Consider the following 16789-nt stretch of genomic DNA (forward strand, 5'->3'; position numbering starts at 1 on the left):
TTAATAAGTGAAGGAAACCCGTGCGCCCACAGTCAGTGGGCGATTGACGATGATGCGTGCGCGATCATTGACGAAATTGCCGCTAACTTCAGCGCGTTCGTCAGTCAGGTTTTCCCCGAATATCTCGAACGACCATTTGTCATCGGTAATACCAGCCGACAGAGCGAATGTTGTCCAACTGTCCAGATTGATCCGGTTAATCTCGATAATGTCAGTCGCAGCCGATGCAGAATGGGTGACCTGTGGCTGAACATGTGCGGTCCAATCACCAAAGACATTCCATTCATAGCGGGCCCGCAAATTACCTTGGAAACTCGGGGCAAAAGCCAGACTGCGGCCTTCAACCACGTCATTAGTAGGCGTGAGGACATCGGTAATTTCGGTATCCAATATCGAGAAAGCCGCGCTGACTGTCAAACCGTCCAGAGAATAGGGTGCGATGGTTATATCAGCCTCGACACCTTTGATTTCTGCATCCGCCGCATTGTCCGAGAAGAAAAGGTTGGTGATCGACGGATCAAGGATGGTCGTTTGCAGATTCTGAATGTCCACAAAGAAGGCATTGCCGTTAAAACGCACCTGGTTGTCGAACAATGACGTTTTCCAACCAATTTCATAGTTGGTCACATCATCAGTATCGAGCACGAACGGTACATTAAAGCCATTGGGACCTTGTGCGCCACCCGGACGGTTCAACAGTCCAGGCCGGAAGCCTTCCGAATAAGTTGCATAGAATAGCAAATCCTCGGTCGGCGTCCATGTCAGGTTGGCTTTGAAGATAAAGCCGTCTGTGGTCGCCTTGTCCGGTGCGTTTAGCGCATTAAAAACTTGCTGCGCTTGCGCTGCACTCAACCCGGCTGCCTCAATATCGGCGACCGATTGACCCAGGGTAAACGTCTGGCGGAGGGCATCATTACAGCTACCGATGAAGGTGAAGCTGCCATCGCCATCATAAAGATCACTAATATTCGTGCCGAAGGCATTCTCATCAACGCCGCTGGAGTTACAGAAAGACGAGTTTGCACTGCCTTCCAGATCTACTTCAACGTCATAATAACGCGCGCCCAGGGTAATGGCGAATTGATCCGAGATATCATAGGTCGCTTCACCAAATATGCCGAATTGCTTGTCGGTCCGGCGGATATCGTTACGGAATATAACCCCCGCTGGATAAGCGTTGGTATCCGAGATAAACGCATTGGGTTGTGAGAAGTTGGGCGGGAAAGAACCACCGAACAAATCAATCGCCGTGCTGCCGGGATAAGTGAAGTCGTTTAGCTCCAACAGTTCCAGATCGCTATAAAAACCACCAGCTGTCAACCGGATCGGATAATCGGCCGGTGTATTGAAACGCAGTTCGTGCGTCATGGCTTCGGTTTCGGTGCGGGAATTCACGAATAAATTGGGTGCCTGACAGGTGCCTGTCGGAGCGCCGCCCGGATAGGAAACCGAACCATCACAGATATAATAGGGCAGATATTGGCCAACGAACAGATAGTCGGAATAATCGACCCGTTGTGATGTTTCACGCTTGGTATAAGCGCCGGTGTAAACCAGCTCCAACGCACCAATTCGCCCTTCCAGAGTCCAGCTGGTATTGCTGAAATCATCCTCGACCTCATCGCGTTCAAAACGTTGAATTTCCAGATCATCCAAAGTAGGATCTTCAAAGAAAACACCGTCAGAATCCAGACCCTGGCGGGCATGGGCCACGGTCAGGTTCCAGTCATCGGAAAATTCATATTTGCCGCTGACCCGGAAACCCAGATATTGCGTATCGTTGAAATTCTTTTCAACCAGTGCACTATTGTCCGCCAAAATGAAGTTCACGCCGGTTAAATCAGCGCCGGCCTGCAGGCCGCCGCGGTTGGCATTCACCGGAACGCCATTGTCTCGGACTGTTCCAGCTGGACGGAAGCGTGCACTTTCGGCAGTGCTGCGTGTGCCAGCGACATTATCGATATAGCCGCCTTTATTGTCATAATAACCTACAGCGCGAATGGCGAAACGGTCGGTGACCGGAACATTTACCATGGCTTCGATGTTATTGCTCGGATCGCCACTTTTTGTGAACGACACGCCCGCTTTTGCTTTGAACTGAAACTGTCCAATGACAGGTTTGTTGGTGATCAATCGCACCGTTCCTGCCTGCGAACTTGCGCCGAACAACGTACCCTGTGGCCCTGACAGGACTTCAACACGTTCAAGATCGGCAGCGTAAACATCGAGGTTACGGCCGGGCTGTGATACCGGCTGCTCGTCGAGATACAGCGCCACGTTAGGAGCAAGGCCGGCGACGCCAGCGGTTGTCAGATTTGGTGTTGTGGAGGCGAGGCCGCGAATATAGATCGTGCTTTGGCCTGGTCCGCCGCCGCCAGCGGTGACGCCGGGTAGTTGCTGCAGATAATCGTCAAATACTGTGACGCCGAGTTGATCGAGGCTTTCTTCCCCCAATGCCTGCACTGCGACAGCAACATCCTGCAAATCTGCGCTACGTTTTGTCGCTGTAACGACAATTTCCTGTACGCCTCTGCCTTGTTCGTTGTTTTCTGTTTCCTGAGCTTGTGCCGAAACACAGCCCATAGCTGCGATGACCGCAAGCGATGCGCCCGTTTTTAGATAAATCAAATAACCCTCGTGTGGTTCTCGTTACAATTTTAGGGAAAAATACATCCGACCAGTGAAGACCTATCGAATCCATTGCAAAGCCGAAAAAAGTTGTCCCCCTGCGATATCGGCCTTCAAATGCTCTGCCCGTATAGCGATCATTTCGGGTTTGTGAACCGCTGTGTTGGTTTTATGGGTTAAGATACCCCAGAATTTCGGCGGTTGATGTTTTTCAGCATCAGGTTTTCTGCCAAAAACTCGTCTACTCAGCTGTGTGAAAAGCCAAACGGCGTATTGGCCTGACGGAAGTCGTCAGACAATATTTGTCGACCAATGGGCGGCGCAGAGCGTGCACGGCACTTTGTCCGGTGGCATAGGCGGCAGGTGACCCCTATCGGTGTTGCGTTGTCCGGATTGATATCTGGGCGGTCGCGGGTATAGATCAGCCGGTCAGCATGTTCCGCGGCACAGCCCAGTGCAATCGCCCGTTCAACTCGCTGTGTCCCAAAGGCGCCGCCGCCTGCGGTAACGGTTCTGGCAATCGAGAAGAAGCGTTCTCCATCGGGCAATTCCAGCCACTGGGTGATCACCTGACGCGGACTGCGGAAGGCCTGATGCACGGACCATAGAGGGCAGGCGCCACCATGGCGGGCAAAAGGAAAGCCGGCCCCATCGAGCCGTTTGGACACGTTTCCAGCGGGATCGACGCGAATGAAGAAGAAGGGCACGCGTTCCTGACCCGGCTTCTGGAGCGTGGTCAATCGGTGAGCGGTTTGTTCGAAACTGGTCCCGAACTGGCGGGCGAGCGCCTCGACGTCATAATGGCGTGTTTCAACTGCTTTGGCGAATGCGGAATAAGGCATGAGCAAAGCCGCCGCCGCATAGCCGGTGAGGGCACGTTTGGTCAGGCGCTCGCCGCTCTCGGTTGTAAAACTGCCTTCCTTTAACACAGCATCGATTTCGCTGTTCAACTCAAGATAGGACAGTTGCAGGGCCAGCTGGAACATCTGGCTTGCATTATCCAGCTGATCATCGATCAATATCTGGCGCCGGTGGCGATCGAGGCGCCGGGTTGCGCCCATCATGACATCGGAAGGCAGGCGGCGGACTTGCAGGCCGTGATTATCCTTGAGATGAGCGATCATGCTTTCCAGTCCATTGACGGATTCAGCCAGCCGTTCGGCGGCATCATCAATATTGGAGAAGCTGTTGCGGCGTGCGGCGAGATACCGGCGAGCCTGTGCCACCGGATCGGCAGCGTCCGGATCAACGCTGCTGCCATCACTGCGGGCGCTGGTATCTTTGTCAGCCAGTGCCAATTGCTCTTCCCGATAAGCGGTGTAAAGGCGCAGCATGGCCTCGGTAAAGCCGGGGTAGCTGGTCGCAACATCCGCCGTGTCGAGTTGCGGAAAATCAATGTCCGCGAACATCGGGTCTTTGAGTACCGCCTCCAGCCTTGCGGTATATTCCTCGCCGCCATCGCCGGCCAGTTCGGCCATGTCGATTTTATATGTCCGCGCGAGGCGCAGCAGCATATCGGCGGTAAAGGGCCGTTGATTGCGCTCCAGCAGGGCGACATAGGAAGCCGATATTTCGAGATCGGCGGCCATGTCGGCCTGCGTCAGACCAAGGTCACGGCGGAGCCTTTTGAGGCGGGGGCCCATATAGACGGGGCGTTCACTCGACATGATTGGCTCTGCGCATTTTTTTTCGACTCGTGCTGTTTGTAATATCCTTACAACTATACAACAATATTTTGTAAAGCGTTACAGTTAAACTTCACAACGCTTCGGAACCGGCTCTGTGCGGCGTAAAAGGGGGCATAGCTTCCGTGAACAACGATTCGCGGACACCGCTTTAACTGCCGAATTTTTAAAGGAGCATGACTATGTCATATCAAGAACATATCAATCAGACGAACGCGCTGATCCAGCAGCAGAACGGAACATGGGACGGTATCGATTCTGAAGCCGTTGCCCGGATGCGTTTGCAAAATCGCTTCCACACTGGCCTCGACATTGCCAAATATACCGCAAAAATCATGCGCGAAGATATGGCCGCTTATGATGCTGATCCTGCCAATTACACCCAGTCACTTGGTTGCTGGCACGGGTTTATCGGTCAGCAGAAGATGATCTCGATCAAGAAGCATTTCGGCAGCACGAAGCGCCGTTATCTTTATCTATCTGGCTGGATGGTTGCCGCTTTGCGCAGCGAATTTGGTCCGCTGCCGGATCAATCCATGCATGAGAAAACATCCGTACCTGCGCTGATTGAAGAGCTTTACACCTTTCTGCGTCAGGCGGACTCCCGTGAATTGGGCGGAATGTTCCGTGACATTGATGCGGCCCGTAACAGCGGTGACATGGTCACTGAAAAGCGTTTGCTGAACGAAGTTGAAAATCATCAAACCCATGTTGTTCCGATCATTGCTGATATTGATGCTGGTTTTGGTAACGCCGAAGCAACCTATTTGCTTGCTAAGAAGATGATCGAAGCCGGTGCCTGTGCCCTGCAAATCGAAAACCAGGTGTCTGACGAAAAGCAATGTGGTCACCAGGATGGCAAGGTCACCGTACCGCACGAAGACTTTCTCGCGAAGGTTCGCGCTTGTCGCTATGCGTTTTTGGAACTGGGCGTCGAAGATGGCATCATCGTCACCCGCACCGACTCTCTGGGCGCTGGCCTGACCAAGCAGATTGCAGTCAGCAATGAGCCGGGCGATCTTGGCGACCAATATAATAGCTTCATTGATTGTGAGGAAATTGATCCGTCAACCGCGCAAAATGGCGATGTTATCCTGAACCGTGATGGCAAGATGATGCGTCCGAAGCGTCTGCCAAGCAATCTCTTCCAGTTCCGCGAAGGAACCGGCGAAGATCGTTGTGTGCTGGATTGCATTACCTCGCTGCAGCACGGCGCTGACCTGCTGTGGATCGAAACCGAGAAACCACATGTTGAGCAGATTGCTGGCATGGTTGACCGGATCCGTGAAGTTATGCCGAACGCGAAGCTGGTTTATAACAACTCGCCGTCATTTAACTGGACACTGAATTTCCGTCAGCAGGTTTATGATGCATGGGCAGCGGAAGGCAAAGACGTCACTGCTTATGATCGTGCGAATCTGATGAGCGTAGAATATGATGGAACCGAATTGGCGGCTGATGCGGATGAACGTATCCGGACCTTCCAGGCTGATGGTGCGAAACGGGCTGGTATCTTCCATCACCTGATCACCTTGCCAACCTATCACACGGCGGCTCTGTCGACCGATAATCTTGCGAAAGAATATTTCGGTGAGCAAGGTATGCTGGGTTATGTTCTCAACGTTCAGCGTGAAGAAATTCGCCAGGGTATTGCGTGCGTGAAGCATCAGAACATGGCCGGTTCCGACATTGGTGATGATCACAAAGAATATTTTGCCGGTGATGCGGCCCTGAAAGCGGGCGGCGAAGATAATACGATGAACCAATTCGGCTAATCATCGGACTACAGATTGAATAGAAACGGCCCGGAGATTAAATCTCCGGGCCGTTTTTCTTTGTTGCATCGGCTTGTCAGTTTGGCTGTTGGGCGAGGGCGGTCTGTAGAACCTTGGGATTGTAGAGCGACAAATGTTGCTTCTCGCTCACAAGCTTTCGGGTCTTCGCAAAGTCATTTTCCCATTGTGCCAAGGCTTCAACGAAGCCGCCGCTTTCCCTAACATCCTGCAGAGCGCCAAGCTTCCGGCTAGCTGACATAATCGCATTACGCTGACGGGTGAGCTTCTTGCCCGCATAGCGTTCGTGGATCAGGCCAAGCCGGTTACGTGCAGAGGCGAGCAGTAAATGGGATAGTTTCAGATCATTGCTTTGCCGTGCCACTTTTGCGGAAAACACTGCCTGATCGACCGCCGCCAACTGGCTTTCGACCGTTACTGCTACACGATCATTGCTGGCGTCAGCTGATAAGGATCGCACATAATGGGCGAGGGCGGCCAGAATAGATGGCGTCGGTTCCTGTCCGTCAAACTCCTCAACAATCAAATCGCGGATGAACTTTTCCAGCTCCTCACTTTCGTCGGCACGAGAGATTTTGCCCGGAGCCGTGAGGTCAGGGATTTTCACCGGATCGAACTTAGCATTGCCACGGTAGGAACTGAAAAAGCTGCTCGTGACATCTGCTGTTCCCGGTTCGCCAGAGACATTGGGAAACAGAAAGGCAGGATTGTCGCGACCATTTTCATGGCAACTGGCACAAGACAGACCCGCTTTGGCGGCCTGACCGCCCAGCAATGTTGGTGTATGAAACAAGGCTTCACCCGCCAACATTTGCCGATCTTGAACCGCTGCATCACGCCGCGGTTCAGTGGTCAGCGCAGTGAGATGCTGTGCCGGATCAAGCCAAGCCATAGCCTTAACAAGCGGGCGATCAGCAGCATGTGCAACTGCTGCACAGGTTAAACTGATCGCCGCGCTGTATTTTAGGAGACGGACGCTTCGCCGATCCATCGGCGCAGTTCCTCTGCTTCATAGCATCCAAAGCTGCACAGGCTTTCCAGTCTGGCCAGTTTCTTCTTGGCGCCAACAAGATCGCCGCGTTCTACCATCAGCTCGCCATAATATTCGGTGGCCCCGCGATGGTCAGGCGCAACAGCTAATGCGGTCTGATAATATTGCTCTGCGCTGTCGAAATTTTTGAGCTTGCGATTGGCGAAGCCGAGATAGGTCAATATGTCGGGATGCGGGCCAAAGGTCATCGACGCCAGTTGCAGTTCTGCAATCGCTGCTTCATATTTCTTTTCATTGATCAATGCGACGGCACCCATATAGGCCAGATCGCCGTTACCATTGCTCGCAAAATCAATGCTATCGGCCGGCTGATAGTTGGCGGAACCGCTGCCGTTCATCGCCGCTTTGACTTTGGCGATCGCTTTGGTCAGCTCGGCCTTTTCCGCACAGCCGCTGCCGCAGGCGCTGTCTTTAGCTGTCAGTTTGTTGAGAGAAGCCTTTGCTTTGTCCATCATATCGAGCTTGTGGTAAGTAATAGCAAGATCGCGATGTGCGCCGATCAAGTTACCGTTATATTTGACCGCTTTCTCTAGTGGCTTGCGTGCTTTTTTATAATTATCCATGCCAATATAGCTGACGCCGAGCAGATATTGAGCGTTGGCATTGCGCGGTGCGACGCTAAGCGAACGTTTGAAGGATTTAACAGCCTTTTTGTGATCTTTGGCTTTGAGGGCAGCAATACCTTTTTGATACTCGGCAGATGCATCATATCTCGGAGCGCTGCTGCTGGGGGCAGAGCCACCTCCGCCGCCACCGCCGGCTGCGATCGCCGACCCTGGATTGAAGGCAAGTGTAGTTGCTGCGCCAAGAATCGCGGCTGATTTGAATATGTGCATTCTGTTTCCTTTGCTTATGATTAGCCCAATAGCATAAACATGCCCCAGAGGCGAAATTTGCCCGATATTCGGGAATTCGAAGAATTAAGCTAAAAGGTTACAAAATTAAGGCGAAGAGGTTGATCGTCAGCGCGCTGGACCAGATAATCACTCGCAATCGACTGCGTCAGATGTGCCCGGCGGACCATAAAGTGACTGACAACCGGCGATATCATCTGGTGCCAAAAACCTTTGTGTTCCCGAATAGCTAGGGAACATCAGCGCACCACGCTGGCGGCTATGGCCGAGACCAATGGCATGGCCAAATTCATGCGCCGCAACCGTAAGGAAATCGATACCCTGGGTATCACTCACATTGCAGGTCCAGTTTTCATCATCATCAAAATGGGTGTCGCCGGCCAGCGGGCCACCATTTGGCGGTGGAAAATAAGCATGTGCAAGAACACCAGACGGACCATCAAAGGGACTTTCGTCGCCATGTTCTCCAGTGGCGAACTCAATCTCAATGTCGACGGCTCCATCGGTGCTGATGGAGAATCTAAGATCGCATTGCTCGGACCAAAGACCAAAGGCAGCGATTACATCGCGTTCGATGTCCGCTTGAGCCATTTTTGTTGAGAAGCTGTTGAACTTGTATGAAAGCTCTGATTTCTCCCAGCGGCTGACAGTGGTGAATGCCCCGCCCATGGGTGGAATGTCGACAAAGCCGCACCGCGGCTTTGTCATTTCGCATAGGGTCGCCTGATCTATCACTCCAGATTCAGGAAGACCGAAGCAGTTTTGGTAAAGCCTGACAGCCTTTTGAGTGGCATCGTCATATTCACCGCTATGCAGAGTACCAAATCGATCCTGCAAATAACCATAGTAACGCAGGTAGCTCTGAATACCTTGTATCTCATCTCCCGACATATCACGCTCGTAGAGCATGTCATTGAGTGGCAGTTGAGAGATATTTGGAATTGCGGTCATAGGATCTTCTCCCAATTGAGTAGTTAAACCCCGTTTCCGCCCAGATATTCTATAGCCATTTTTGATCTAAAATGCGATCAAAACCTGCGCTTGCAGATCATTCTGTAGTTGCTGTTTCATCCTCAGTCGCGGCTGGTTCTTCTGTCATGCTGTCTTCACCTGCGGGTGGTACGGTTTCTTCTATTTCAGGAATGATTTCGTCAGCCGGAGCTGCTCCACCTTCCAGGCCACCATCTGCGGGGGCCACGTCATCGAGAGGTCCGGTATCAACCGGCTCTTCCATTGCACCGTCTTCAATTTCCATACCGTCAGCGGCTGGATCTTCTGCTGGCGGTGCATCGCACGCCGCAAGCGCAAAAATTGCGGGGGTGAGTATCAGGGCTGGTTTCATCAATTTTTTCATGAGCTCTCTTCCTTTGTCAGAGATATGTGGCGGCCAACCGAGCAGGGAGGGAGAATTGCTCGTATTGGCCGCACACGTTAGGCACAGCTTGGGCCGAATGGGCCGTTCATGCTTTGACTATTTAGGGTCGGGTGCGCCGTCACCATCTTGGTCAAAGGCATCCGGAGCGCCATCGCCATCGGTATCCCAACTGTCGGGTTTGCCGTCGCCACGTTGGTCCCAGGCATCCATTGTGCCATCACCATCAGTATCGATTGTGGCAGGTGCTGCCTCAGGGGCAGGGGCCGCTTCCGCTGCGCCTTCTTCTGGTGCTTCAGCACCAGCATCTTGCGCAAAACTAGGGGCGGCGATTAGTGTAGCAGCGCCAAAAGCGGCTGCGATCATTGGCAGTTTTTTCATTATACTCAACTCCATTGTTAACCCCCTGCCTGCTTAAAAAATGGTGGTTATCGGGCGACATTCCAGAAGTAAGCGGCAAGCGGAACAGCCTGCGCGTCCAAATGAAGAGTGTTGAAAATTCGTCTATAATAGGGTGCAATCCATCCCGCTTTCGGAAAAAATGGGCAGATGCGACTCCGAAATTTTCACGGCTGTGGGCAAGCAATTTAAGAAAATTGCTGAACTGCCTTGCCGTGTCGATGCAAATAATATGATCATAGGCCGTTCTTTGTTTTCGTGCATTTGCATTTGATCCACGTCACTTGTTCTTCGATAACCACCGGACTATACCGAGATTATATCGGAACAAGGGGCGGATATGGCAGACATTTTCATCAGCTACTCGAGAAACGATCGGGAGCGTTGCGCTGCGATCCGGGATCATCTTGAGGCGTTGAAAGTCAGCGTCTGGTTTGACGCGGGGATCGGGGCCGGTTCGTCCTTCGACCGCGAGATTGAACGTGAGATTGAGGCCGCCAAGGCACTGCTGGTACTGTGGACCGAAGAGTCGGTTGAGTCCGATTGGGTGCGCAATGAAGCGCGAACCGGTAAGGAGCGCAGCGGATTAATCGCGGTACAACTCCGGGAATGCCAACTCCCTCTCGAATTCAGGTCAGTGCAGGCAGAAGTACTGGCGGAAGGCGCCGAAGGCACTGACAATCTGGTCTGGCTCAATATACTCACTCGCATAGGTGAGCTTTTGGATCGTCCAGGCCTTGCCGAATATGCGCGGCTTCTCGAAAAGGGCAGTAGTGATGATTGGAAGGCTTGGCTGGGCCGCTATGCCGCTGACCCATTAGCGCCGGGCGTCATCGACCGCATCATTGAGAGTGCTACGCCCGACACAAACCAACAATTGGCTGGCGAACGCGCAAAACGCGCCGCGATGGAAGCTGAGCTCGGTGAACTTACAGCTGCGTCAAAAGCGCAAGCTGGAGAATTTGCCAGCAATGCGCGCGAACTGGTGCGTCTGCGCCGCGAATTGGATGAGGCGCAATCTGGTCAAAAAGAAGCAGAAGCTGAACTGGAGCGCTTTCGTGAGGCCTCCGGCGGCAAATCGGGCACTGATGATGGTGGGCTAGCCGGATTGGGAATCGTTTTGGAGGACAAGGTTGCTTTATACGTGACCTTACTCTTGTGGGTCGTTGCGGTTCAGTTTGTCTGGGAACCACTGAGCCAGTTGATCAAGGGCTATGGCGGCCTGGGAGATGTTTTCTGGATTGCCTTTGGCGTCATCGCACTGGCGTTACCGGCGGGACTTATGACCATGAAAATTCTGCGCAAGCGCAAAGCAATGGCCAGCGAAGATGAGCTCCCAACCTAAAAGGGATTGAGCGTGTAGCCTTCTTGCTGCAGCAACGCATGGGCGGTCATCGCCGAGAGATCCATTTTTACGCCAGGCAAAAGATCGGCATTGCTGATTTTATAGGCTGCTGCACTTTGACCGCACAGGCGGAATTCGACGCCATGCTTTTGTAGGGCCGCAATTGCATCTGCGCTGCCATTGATCGCATCATCGTTGCGTGCACCATAAATATCCTGCTTGATCAAATCCCCGGATGCTCCGCCGTGAACCACTATGACGAGTTTTATATTTTCTCTCGCGACACCGGCTGCAACATGCATATTGATGAAACGGGCTGCGCTTTCAATGGTACGATTCAATGCGCCCGGATCCGCTTTTTTCGCAACATCAAAGGCGATTCTAAACTGGACTTCTGCGGCTAGGGGGGTGTCTGTTTGGACCGGGGCAGTGGGGCCAAATTTTTTAAACACAGGGCCCGTCTCAAATCCTTCCAGCTGCGCCAATGCTGGATTGGTGAGCATTAAAGTTCCGAGGAATATTCCGGCCTTAAGAGTTTTCATAATCTGTCCCAATTTTGGTTTTAGTTGCGCGTCATGCAACTGCAGCTTGCTTCTTATCAAGCGCTCAAAGATTGTGAAAGAGCGCGGTGATGGTTATTTGGGCTTCAACAGAATCAAATACGATTCACCCATAAAGGGGCAAATCGACGATGTTTGACCAGTTTGATGCGATACTATTAGCGCGCATACAATTTGCGTTTACGATCAGCTTTCATTTCATATTTCCGGCTTTCTCTATTGGATTGGCCAGCTATCTGGCAGTTCTGGAAGGTCTTTGGCTAAAAACCGGAAAGCAGGTTTACATGGACCTGTTCAAATATTGGATAAAGATATTTGCTGTGACGTTCGCCATGGGCGTGGTTTCCGGAATCGTCATGTCATATCAATTCGGAACGAACTGGTCGGTCTTCTCTGACAAAGCCGGGCCGGTAATCGGACCGCTGATGGCCTATGAAGTTTTGACCGCATTTTTCCTGGAGGCCGGTTTTCTGGGCGTCATGCTTTTTGGCATGAACAAGGTTGGTAAGAAGCTTCATTTTACCGCAACAATAATGGTGGCGATTGGTACGTTCATTTCCGCATTCTGGATATTGAGCGTGAACAGTTGGATGCAGACACCAACCGGCCATGAGATTGCAGCAAATGGTCAATTTGTGCCGGGTGACAGCTGGTGGGATATCGTGTTCAATCCCAGCTTCCCATACCGGTTGTTCCACACACTTATGGCGACCTATCTAACGACCGCCTTTGTCGTTGGTGGTGTTGGCGCTTGGCATTTGCTGAAAGACAAGACCAATGCTCATGCGCGGAAAATGTTCTCCATGGCGATGTGGATGGCTGCCCTAGTGGCACCGGTACAGATTTTCGCAGGCGATCTTCACGGGCTTAATACCCTGGAGCATCAGCCGGCTAAGGTGATGGCGATGGAGGGGCATTATGACAGCCATCCGGACGGCGCGCCGTTGATCCTCTTTGGCATTCCCAACAGCGAAGAGAAGCGCGTCGACTATAAGATCGAGATACCCAAATTATCGTCGCTGATCCTGAAGCATGATCTCAATGCGCCGCTTGATGGTCTCGATACTATCCCGGATGCAGATGAACCTCCTGTAGGTATGGTTTTCTGGTCGTTCCGTATCATGGTCGGCATCGGATTTATGATGCTGGGCATGGGGCTTTGGAGCCTGTTCGCCCGAGTGCGCAAGAAACTCTACGATTGGCCCTTATTGCACCGCGCGGCGATTGTGGTGGGGCCTTCTGGCTTTGTTGCAGTTATTGCGGGCTGGATCACCACGGAAGTAGGGCGGCAACCCTATACAGTCTATGGATTGCTGCGGACAGCGGACAGTGTTTCGCCACTCGATGCCCCGGCAGTTGCCGCATCGTTGATCGCTTTCATCATTGTTTACTTTGCCGTGTTCGGCATCGGAACATGGTATATAATGCGCTTGATGAGCAAAGTGCCTCAGGTTGGAGAGAAGGGTGTCAAATCGACCGAATCTGGGCCTGTTCGTACCGCAGGTATCGCGCCGGGACCGGCGCAGCAAGACACGCCGGCTTTTGAACCGAAACGAGCGGAGTAAGGCGCATGGATTTAACCGTTATCTGGGCTTTCATAATAGCGTTCGCGGTTTTCGCATATGTCGTTATGGACGGTTTTGATCTTGGTATTGGCATATTGTTTCCGGCTTTTACGGTTGGTGACGAACGAGATCAGGCGATGAACAGCATCGCGCCCGTCTGGGATGGCAATGAAACATGGTTGGTGCTTGGAGGCGGTGGATTGCTTGCCGCTTTCCCACTGGCTTATGCGATCATCTTACCTGCCACCTATCCGCTAATCATCATCATGCTCCTTGGCCTCGTATTTCGCGGTGTTGCCTTCGAATTTCGCTGGCGTGATCCCGATCATCGTGCCTTTTGGGATTTCGCTTTTACCGGAGGGTCTTTGGCTGCTGCTTTTTCCCAGGGAATGATCTTGGGTGCTTTGTTGCAAGGGGTGGAAGTTGCGGATCGGGCCTATGCCGGCAGCTGGTTTGACTGGTTCACGCCTTACACTTTGCTGACCGGTGTTGGAACGGTTGCCGGCTACGCGTTGCTCGGTGCCACTTGGCTAATCTGGAAAACCGAAGACGGTGCACAACGGACTGCCTATCGCCTCGCCAAACCGGCCGCAATTGCAACTTTGGGACTGATGGCTGCTGTCAGTTTGTACACGCCGTTTCTGGATGGACAATATTGGGCGCGCTGGTTCGAGATGCCAAATATTCTGTTCGCCGCGCAGGTTCCGTTACTTGTTCTAATCCTGACCTATTTTCTGTTTCGAGGATTGCACAAGAGGCAGGAAGGTGCGCCGTTTCTCATTTCACTGGGGTTGTTTTTCCTTGGCATGGCTGGATTGGGCATTTCGATGTTTCCCTATATCGTACCTGATCAGATTACCATCTGGGATGCCGCGGTGCCTGAGAGCAGTCAGATTTTCATGCTCGTCGGTGTTGCGATTACCGTGCCGCTAATCCTGATTTACACAGGATGGGCCTATTGGGTGTTCCGCGGCAAGGTAGGCTCGGACGGCTATCATTGATGAGGCAGACGGACGGACAATCCGCCGACGACGCGCCATTATGGAAACGATTGGCCTGGATGGTTGCTATCTGGGCCATGAGCATATCGGTCCTCGGCGTCGTAGCCTATATATTGCGACTGTGGATCACTTGACGAGACGCTAGCCTTGCAATTTTTCAACCTGCTCGGCCAACTCAAGCCAACGCATTTCAGCTTCGTCTTTCTCATCAATCAAGGCCGCATTCTCAGCCGTAAGCTTTTCGAAGCGCGGATAATCTGAGTTGTACAAATCAGCATCGGATAGGGCTTCCGCAATTTCCGCTATGCGAGCATCAATCGTCTCAATCCGACCGGGCAGCATGTCATAGTCGCGCTGATCCTTATAGCTCAGTTTTTTCGCTGCGCTGCTCGATTTTACCGCCGGTTTTGTTGCCGTTGGCTTGCTACTGCTTTTGGTTTTTGATGCAGCACCGTCCGCTTTGCGCTTGGCTTCCCATTCAGCATAGCCGCCTGCGATAATGTCCACTTTACCGCTACCATCGAGGCCCAGCGTGATCGTTACCGTACGATCGAGAAAGTCGCGGTCATGGCTAACGAGCAGCACGGTGCCGTCATAGTCTGCAATCACTTCCTGGAGCAGATCGAGTGTTTCGAGGTCGAGATCATTGGTCGGCTCATCCAATACGAGCAAATTGGACATGCGCGCAAATTCACGGGCCAGCAGTAACCGGGATTGTTCGCCCCCCGACAACGTACCGACTTTGGAATCAATGAGACTGGGCGCGAACAAAAAGTCTTTGAGATAGCCCTGAACATGCTTTTTATTGCCGCGCACGTCGACCCAATCACTGCCGTCGGCAAGAACCTCGCGGACGGTCTTATTGCCTTCCAGAAGGCTGCGCTGCTGGTCGATAAATACGCCGTTGAGGGTTTTGGCCAGAGTTACCGAACCGCTATCGGGTGCCAATTCACCTGTCAGCATCTTCAGCAACGTCGTTTTGCCGGCGCCATTGGCACCTACGATGCCAATGCGATCGCCGCGCTGTACACGCAATGAAAAGTCACGAATGATCGTACGCTTGGTCTCGCCTGCTCCAAACGCTTTTAAGATATGTTCCGCGGTGATCACGGACTTGGTACGGACATCGTCGCTCTGTGCTTTAAGATTGGCTGTGCCGGCCGGTCCGATCATCGCCGCGCGCTGGGCCCGCATTTGATACAGCTTCTCAAGCCTCCCCTGGTTGCGTTTGCGCCTCGCGGTTACACCGCGCTCTAGCCAGCGTGCTTCCAGTTTGAGTTTGGCATCAATTTTTTGTGTGGCCTGTGCTTCGTCGGCATGGACCTTTTCCATCCACGCATCGTAACCGCCAAATCCGATCTCCTGACGACGAATTGCTCCGCGGTCGAGCCAGATGGTCTGTTTGGTCAAGCGGGTTAGGAAGGTTCGGTCATGTGAAATGGTTATGAATGCACCTTTGTAACGGCGCAGCCAATCTTCCAACCAATCAATGGCACTGAGATCGAGATGATTGGTGGGCTCGTCAAGCAACAGCAAATCGGGTTCCAGGGCCAGCGCACGACAGATCGCGGCCCGCCGCTTTTCACCACCACTAGCCTTGTCTGCGCGGACCGAGAGATCTGTCGATAGTTGGTCGGCAATCGATTGTACCTCATGTTCTGCCGGTCCGTCGTCACCAGAAATAGCGAAATCTAGGAGCGTTTCGAAAGGTGTGAAATCCGGCTCCTGTTCCAGCATCACGATATTGGTGCCAGGCTGAATCATCCGCTTGCCTTTGTCCGCCTCAATCTGATCGGCGATCAATCGCAACAGCGTGGTCTTACCCGCACCATTGCGACCGATTAAGGCAAGCCGGTCACGCGGGCCGACATGTAGGTTCAGGTCTTTGAAGAGCCAGCCTTCACCCTGATGCAGGGCCAGTTGCTCATAGGAAAAAATGGGCGGTTGTGACATTGTTTATGCGCGTTAGGGGCAAGTGACGAATTGCTCAAGTTTCCTTTTCAAAAACGATGAAGAGCGGCGCGACCAGTTTTCACAGAATAACAATCAGGCAGTAAACGGAAACAATTGGTTTTGAGCATCAAACGGAGTCAGATCGACCGATTGACGCAATATTAACTATAAAACCTTTTGTTAATCACTATAGTTCCTAGGTGAACTGCCCGTTCACGTGATGTTAAAAGCACTGGAGCTAAAGATTTGCCATGTTGAACAAAATCGCTCTTTCAGCCCTTGGTGCTTTTTCGGCCTTTGCGTTGACTGTTGTCCCTGTGCAGGCTGTGCAGCGTGACGATGAACAAAAAGCGGCCCGGGCTCAAATGATGGCTGGTAAGGGAAAGTCTCTGCGTTCGATTGAAAACAGGGTTCTCCCCAAAATGGCAGGCAGCCAGTATCTCGGCCCTGAATATGACCCCAGAGCGCAAGTCTATCGGTTAAAGTTCATTCAGGAAGGCCGTGTGATTTTTGTTGACGTGGATGGCCGAACCGGAGCGATCCTCCGTGAGCGTCGCTAGCCACCATATTCCCTCATGTTTGC

Annotated in this window: 15 protein-coding genes; 6 read left to right on the plus strand and 9 right to left on the minus strand. The window is 52.5% G+C overall.

Annotated elements, in window-relative coordinates; genetic code table 11:
- Together DG177_RS00315 and DG177_RS00320 are read right to left on the minus strand one after the other, a co-directional pair.
- The gene (locus tag DG177_RS00315) at positions 1-2628 is read right to left on the minus strand and encodes a TonB-dependent receptor (protein WP_337658318.1); all 2628 of its coding nucleotides are present in this window, start codon (positions 2626-2628) and stop codon (positions 1-3) included.
- A 245-nt stretch (positions 2629-2873) separates the two neighbouring features.
- On the minus strand, positions 2874-4295 hold the full coding sequence (locus DG177_RS00320; RefSeq protein ID WP_108809666.1) for a short-chain fatty acyl-CoA regulator family protein: 1422 nt from the start codon (positions 4293-4295) through the stop codon (positions 2874-2876).
- Between the two features lie 200 nt (positions 4296-4495).
- On the opposite strand from DG177_RS00320, the gene DG177_RS00325 reads away from it, so the two are divergent.
- Entirely contained in the window at positions 4496-6088 is a 1593-nt protein-coding gene (locus DG177_RS00325) for an isocitrate lyase (protein ID WP_108809667.1), read from the plus strand.
- Between the two features lie 76 nt (positions 6089-6164).
- Here the strand turns inward: DG177_RS00325 and DG177_RS00330 are convergent, their stop codons facing one another.
- The 5 genes from DG177_RS00330 to DG177_RS00350 all read right to left on the minus strand — a co-directional run bounded on the left by DG177_RS00330 (position 6165) and on the right by DG177_RS00350 (position 9764).
- Complete coding sequence (locus tag DG177_RS00330; protein WP_108809668.1) at positions 6165-7097, minus strand: hypothetical protein; 933 nt, start codon at positions 7095-7097, stop codon at positions 6165-6167.
- Entirely contained in the window at positions 7070-7993 is a 924-nt protein-coding gene (locus DG177_RS00335) for a tetratricopeptide repeat protein (protein WP_108809669.1), read from the minus strand. Before DG177_RS00335 ends, DG177_RS00330 begins: the two co-directional genes overlap by 28 nt.
- Before the next feature lie 147 nt (positions 7994-8140).
- The gene (locus DG177_RS00340) at positions 8141-8962 is read right to left on the minus strand and encodes a matrixin family metalloprotease (protein ID WP_108809670.1); all 822 of its coding nucleotides are present in this window, start codon (positions 8960-8962) and stop codon (positions 8141-8143) included.
- Positions 8963-9059: 97 nt separating this feature from the next.
- Positions 9060-9365 carry a hypothetical protein gene (locus DG177_RS00345; RefSeq protein ID WP_108809671.1) on the minus strand — a complete coding sequence of 102 codons (306 nt, stop codon included), beginning with the start codon at positions 9363-9365 and terminating at the stop codon, positions 9060-9062.
- Between the two features lie 117 nt (positions 9366-9482).
- Entirely contained in the window at positions 9483-9764 is a 282-nt protein-coding gene (locus DG177_RS00350; protein WP_108809672.1) for a hypothetical protein, read from the minus strand.
- Between the two features lie 358 nt (positions 9765-10122).
- Between DG177_RS00350 and DG177_RS00355 the strand changes: the two genes are divergently transcribed.
- A complete protein-coding gene (locus DG177_RS00355; RefSeq protein ID WP_108809673.1) occupies positions 10123-11127 on the plus strand; it encodes a TIR domain-containing protein in 1005 nt (334 codons plus the stop codon).
- On the opposite strand, the gene DG177_RS00360 is transcribed toward DG177_RS00355, so the two are convergent.
- On the minus strand, positions 11124-11669 hold the full coding sequence (locus tag DG177_RS00360; RefSeq protein ID WP_108809674.1) for a DsrE family protein: 546 nt from the start codon (positions 11667-11669) through the stop codon (positions 11124-11126). The genes DG177_RS00355 and DG177_RS00360 overlap by 4 nt on opposite strands.
- Positions 11670-11818: 149 nt before the next feature.
- Here DG177_RS00360 and DG177_RS00365 point away from each other — a divergent pair, with 149 nt between their 5' ends.
- The 3 genes from DG177_RS00365 to DG177_RS00375 are packed head-to-tail and all read left to right on the plus strand — an operon-like array spanning position 11819 to position 14387.
- A complete protein-coding gene (locus DG177_RS00365; protein ID WP_108809675.1) occupies positions 11819-13252 on the plus strand; it encodes a cytochrome ubiquinol oxidase subunit I in 1434 nt (477 codons plus the stop codon).
- A gap of 5 nt (positions 13253-13257) precedes the next feature.
- Positions 13258-14253 carry a cytochrome d ubiquinol oxidase subunit II gene (gene cydB, locus DG177_RS00370; protein ID WP_108809676.1) on the plus strand — a complete coding sequence of 332 codons (996 nt, stop codon included), beginning with the start codon at positions 13258-13260 and terminating at the stop codon, positions 14251-14253.
- The gene (locus DG177_RS00375) at positions 14253-14387 is read left to right on the plus strand and encodes a DUF2474 family protein (protein WP_108809677.1); all 135 of its coding nucleotides are present in this window, start codon (positions 14253-14255) and stop codon (positions 14385-14387) included. Before cydB ends, DG177_RS00375 begins: the two co-directional genes overlap by 1 nt.
- A gap of 7 nt (positions 14388-14394) precedes the next feature.
- Here the strand turns inward: DG177_RS00375 and DG177_RS00380 are convergent, their stop codons facing one another.
- A complete protein-coding gene (locus DG177_RS00380; RefSeq protein WP_108809678.1) occupies positions 14395-16206 on the minus strand; it encodes an ATP-binding cassette domain-containing protein in 1812 nt (603 codons plus the stop codon).
- Positions 16207-16457: 251 nt separating this feature from the next.
- Between DG177_RS00380 and DG177_RS00385 the strand changes: the two genes are divergently transcribed.
- The gene (locus tag DG177_RS00385) at positions 16458-16766 is read left to right on the plus strand and encodes a hypothetical protein (RefSeq protein WP_108809679.1); all 309 of its coding nucleotides are present in this window, start codon (positions 16458-16460) and stop codon (positions 16764-16766) included.
- Positions 16767-16789 lie beyond the last annotated feature (23 nt).

The sequence above is a fragment of the Sphingorhabdus sp. Alg231-15 genome (assembly GCF_900149705.1).
Taxonomy (GTDB): domain Bacteria; phylum Pseudomonadota; class Alphaproteobacteria; order Sphingomonadales; family Sphingomonadaceae; genus Parasphingorhabdus.

Excerpts from the sequence above, each read along its gene's own strand:
- DG177_RS00320 (WP_108809666.1), bottom strand. The coding sequence starts at position 4,295 with ATGTCGAGTGAACGCCCCGTCTATATGGGCCCCCGCCTCAAAAGGCTC.
- DG177_RS00325 (WP_108809667.1), top strand. The coding sequence starts at position 4,496 with ATGTCATATCAAGAACATATCAATCAGACGAACGCGCTGATCCAGCAG.
- DG177_RS00330 (WP_108809668.1), bottom strand. The coding sequence starts at position 7,097 with ATGGATCGGCGAAGCGTCCGTCTCCTAAAATACAGCGCGGCGATCAGT.
- DG177_RS00335 (WP_108809669.1), bottom strand. The coding sequence starts at position 7,993 with ATGCACATATTCAAATCAGCCGCGATTCTTGGCGCAGCAACTACACTT.
- DG177_RS00340 (WP_108809670.1), bottom strand. The coding sequence starts at position 8,962 with ATGACCGCAATTCCAAATATCTCTCAACTGCCACTCAATGACATGCTC.
- DG177_RS00345 (WP_108809671.1), bottom strand. The coding sequence starts at position 9,365 with ATGAAAAAATTGATGAAACCAGCCCTGATACTCACCCCCGCAATTTTT.
- DG177_RS00350 (WP_108809672.1), bottom strand. The coding sequence starts at position 9,764 with ATGAAAAAACTGCCAATGATCGCAGCCGCTTTTGGCGCTGCTACACTA.
- DG177_RS00355 (WP_108809673.1), top strand. The coding sequence starts at position 10,123 with ATGGCAGACATTTTCATCAGCTACTCGAGAAACGATCGGGAGCGTTGC.
- DG177_RS00360 (WP_108809674.1), bottom strand. The coding sequence starts at position 11,669 with ATGAAAACTCTTAAGGCCGGAATATTCCTCGGAACTTTAATGCTCACC.
- DG177_RS00365 (WP_108809675.1), top strand. The coding sequence starts at position 11,819 with ATGTTTGACCAGTTTGATGCGATACTATTAGCGCGCATACAATTTGCG.
- cydB (WP_108809676.1), top strand. The coding sequence starts at position 13,258 with ATGGATTTAACCGTTATCTGGGCTTTCATAATAGCGTTCGCGGTTTTC.
- DG177_RS00375 (WP_108809677.1), top strand. The coding sequence starts at position 14,253 with ATGAGGCAGACGGACGGACAATCCGCCGACGACGCGCCATTATGGAAA.
- DG177_RS00380 (WP_108809678.1), bottom strand. The coding sequence starts at position 16,206 with ATGTCACAACCGCCCATTTTTTCCTATGAGCAACTGGCCCTGCATCAG.
- DG177_RS00385 (WP_108809679.1), top strand. The coding sequence starts at position 16,458 with ATGTTGAACAAAATCGCTCTTTCAGCCCTTGGTGCTTTTTCGGCCTTT.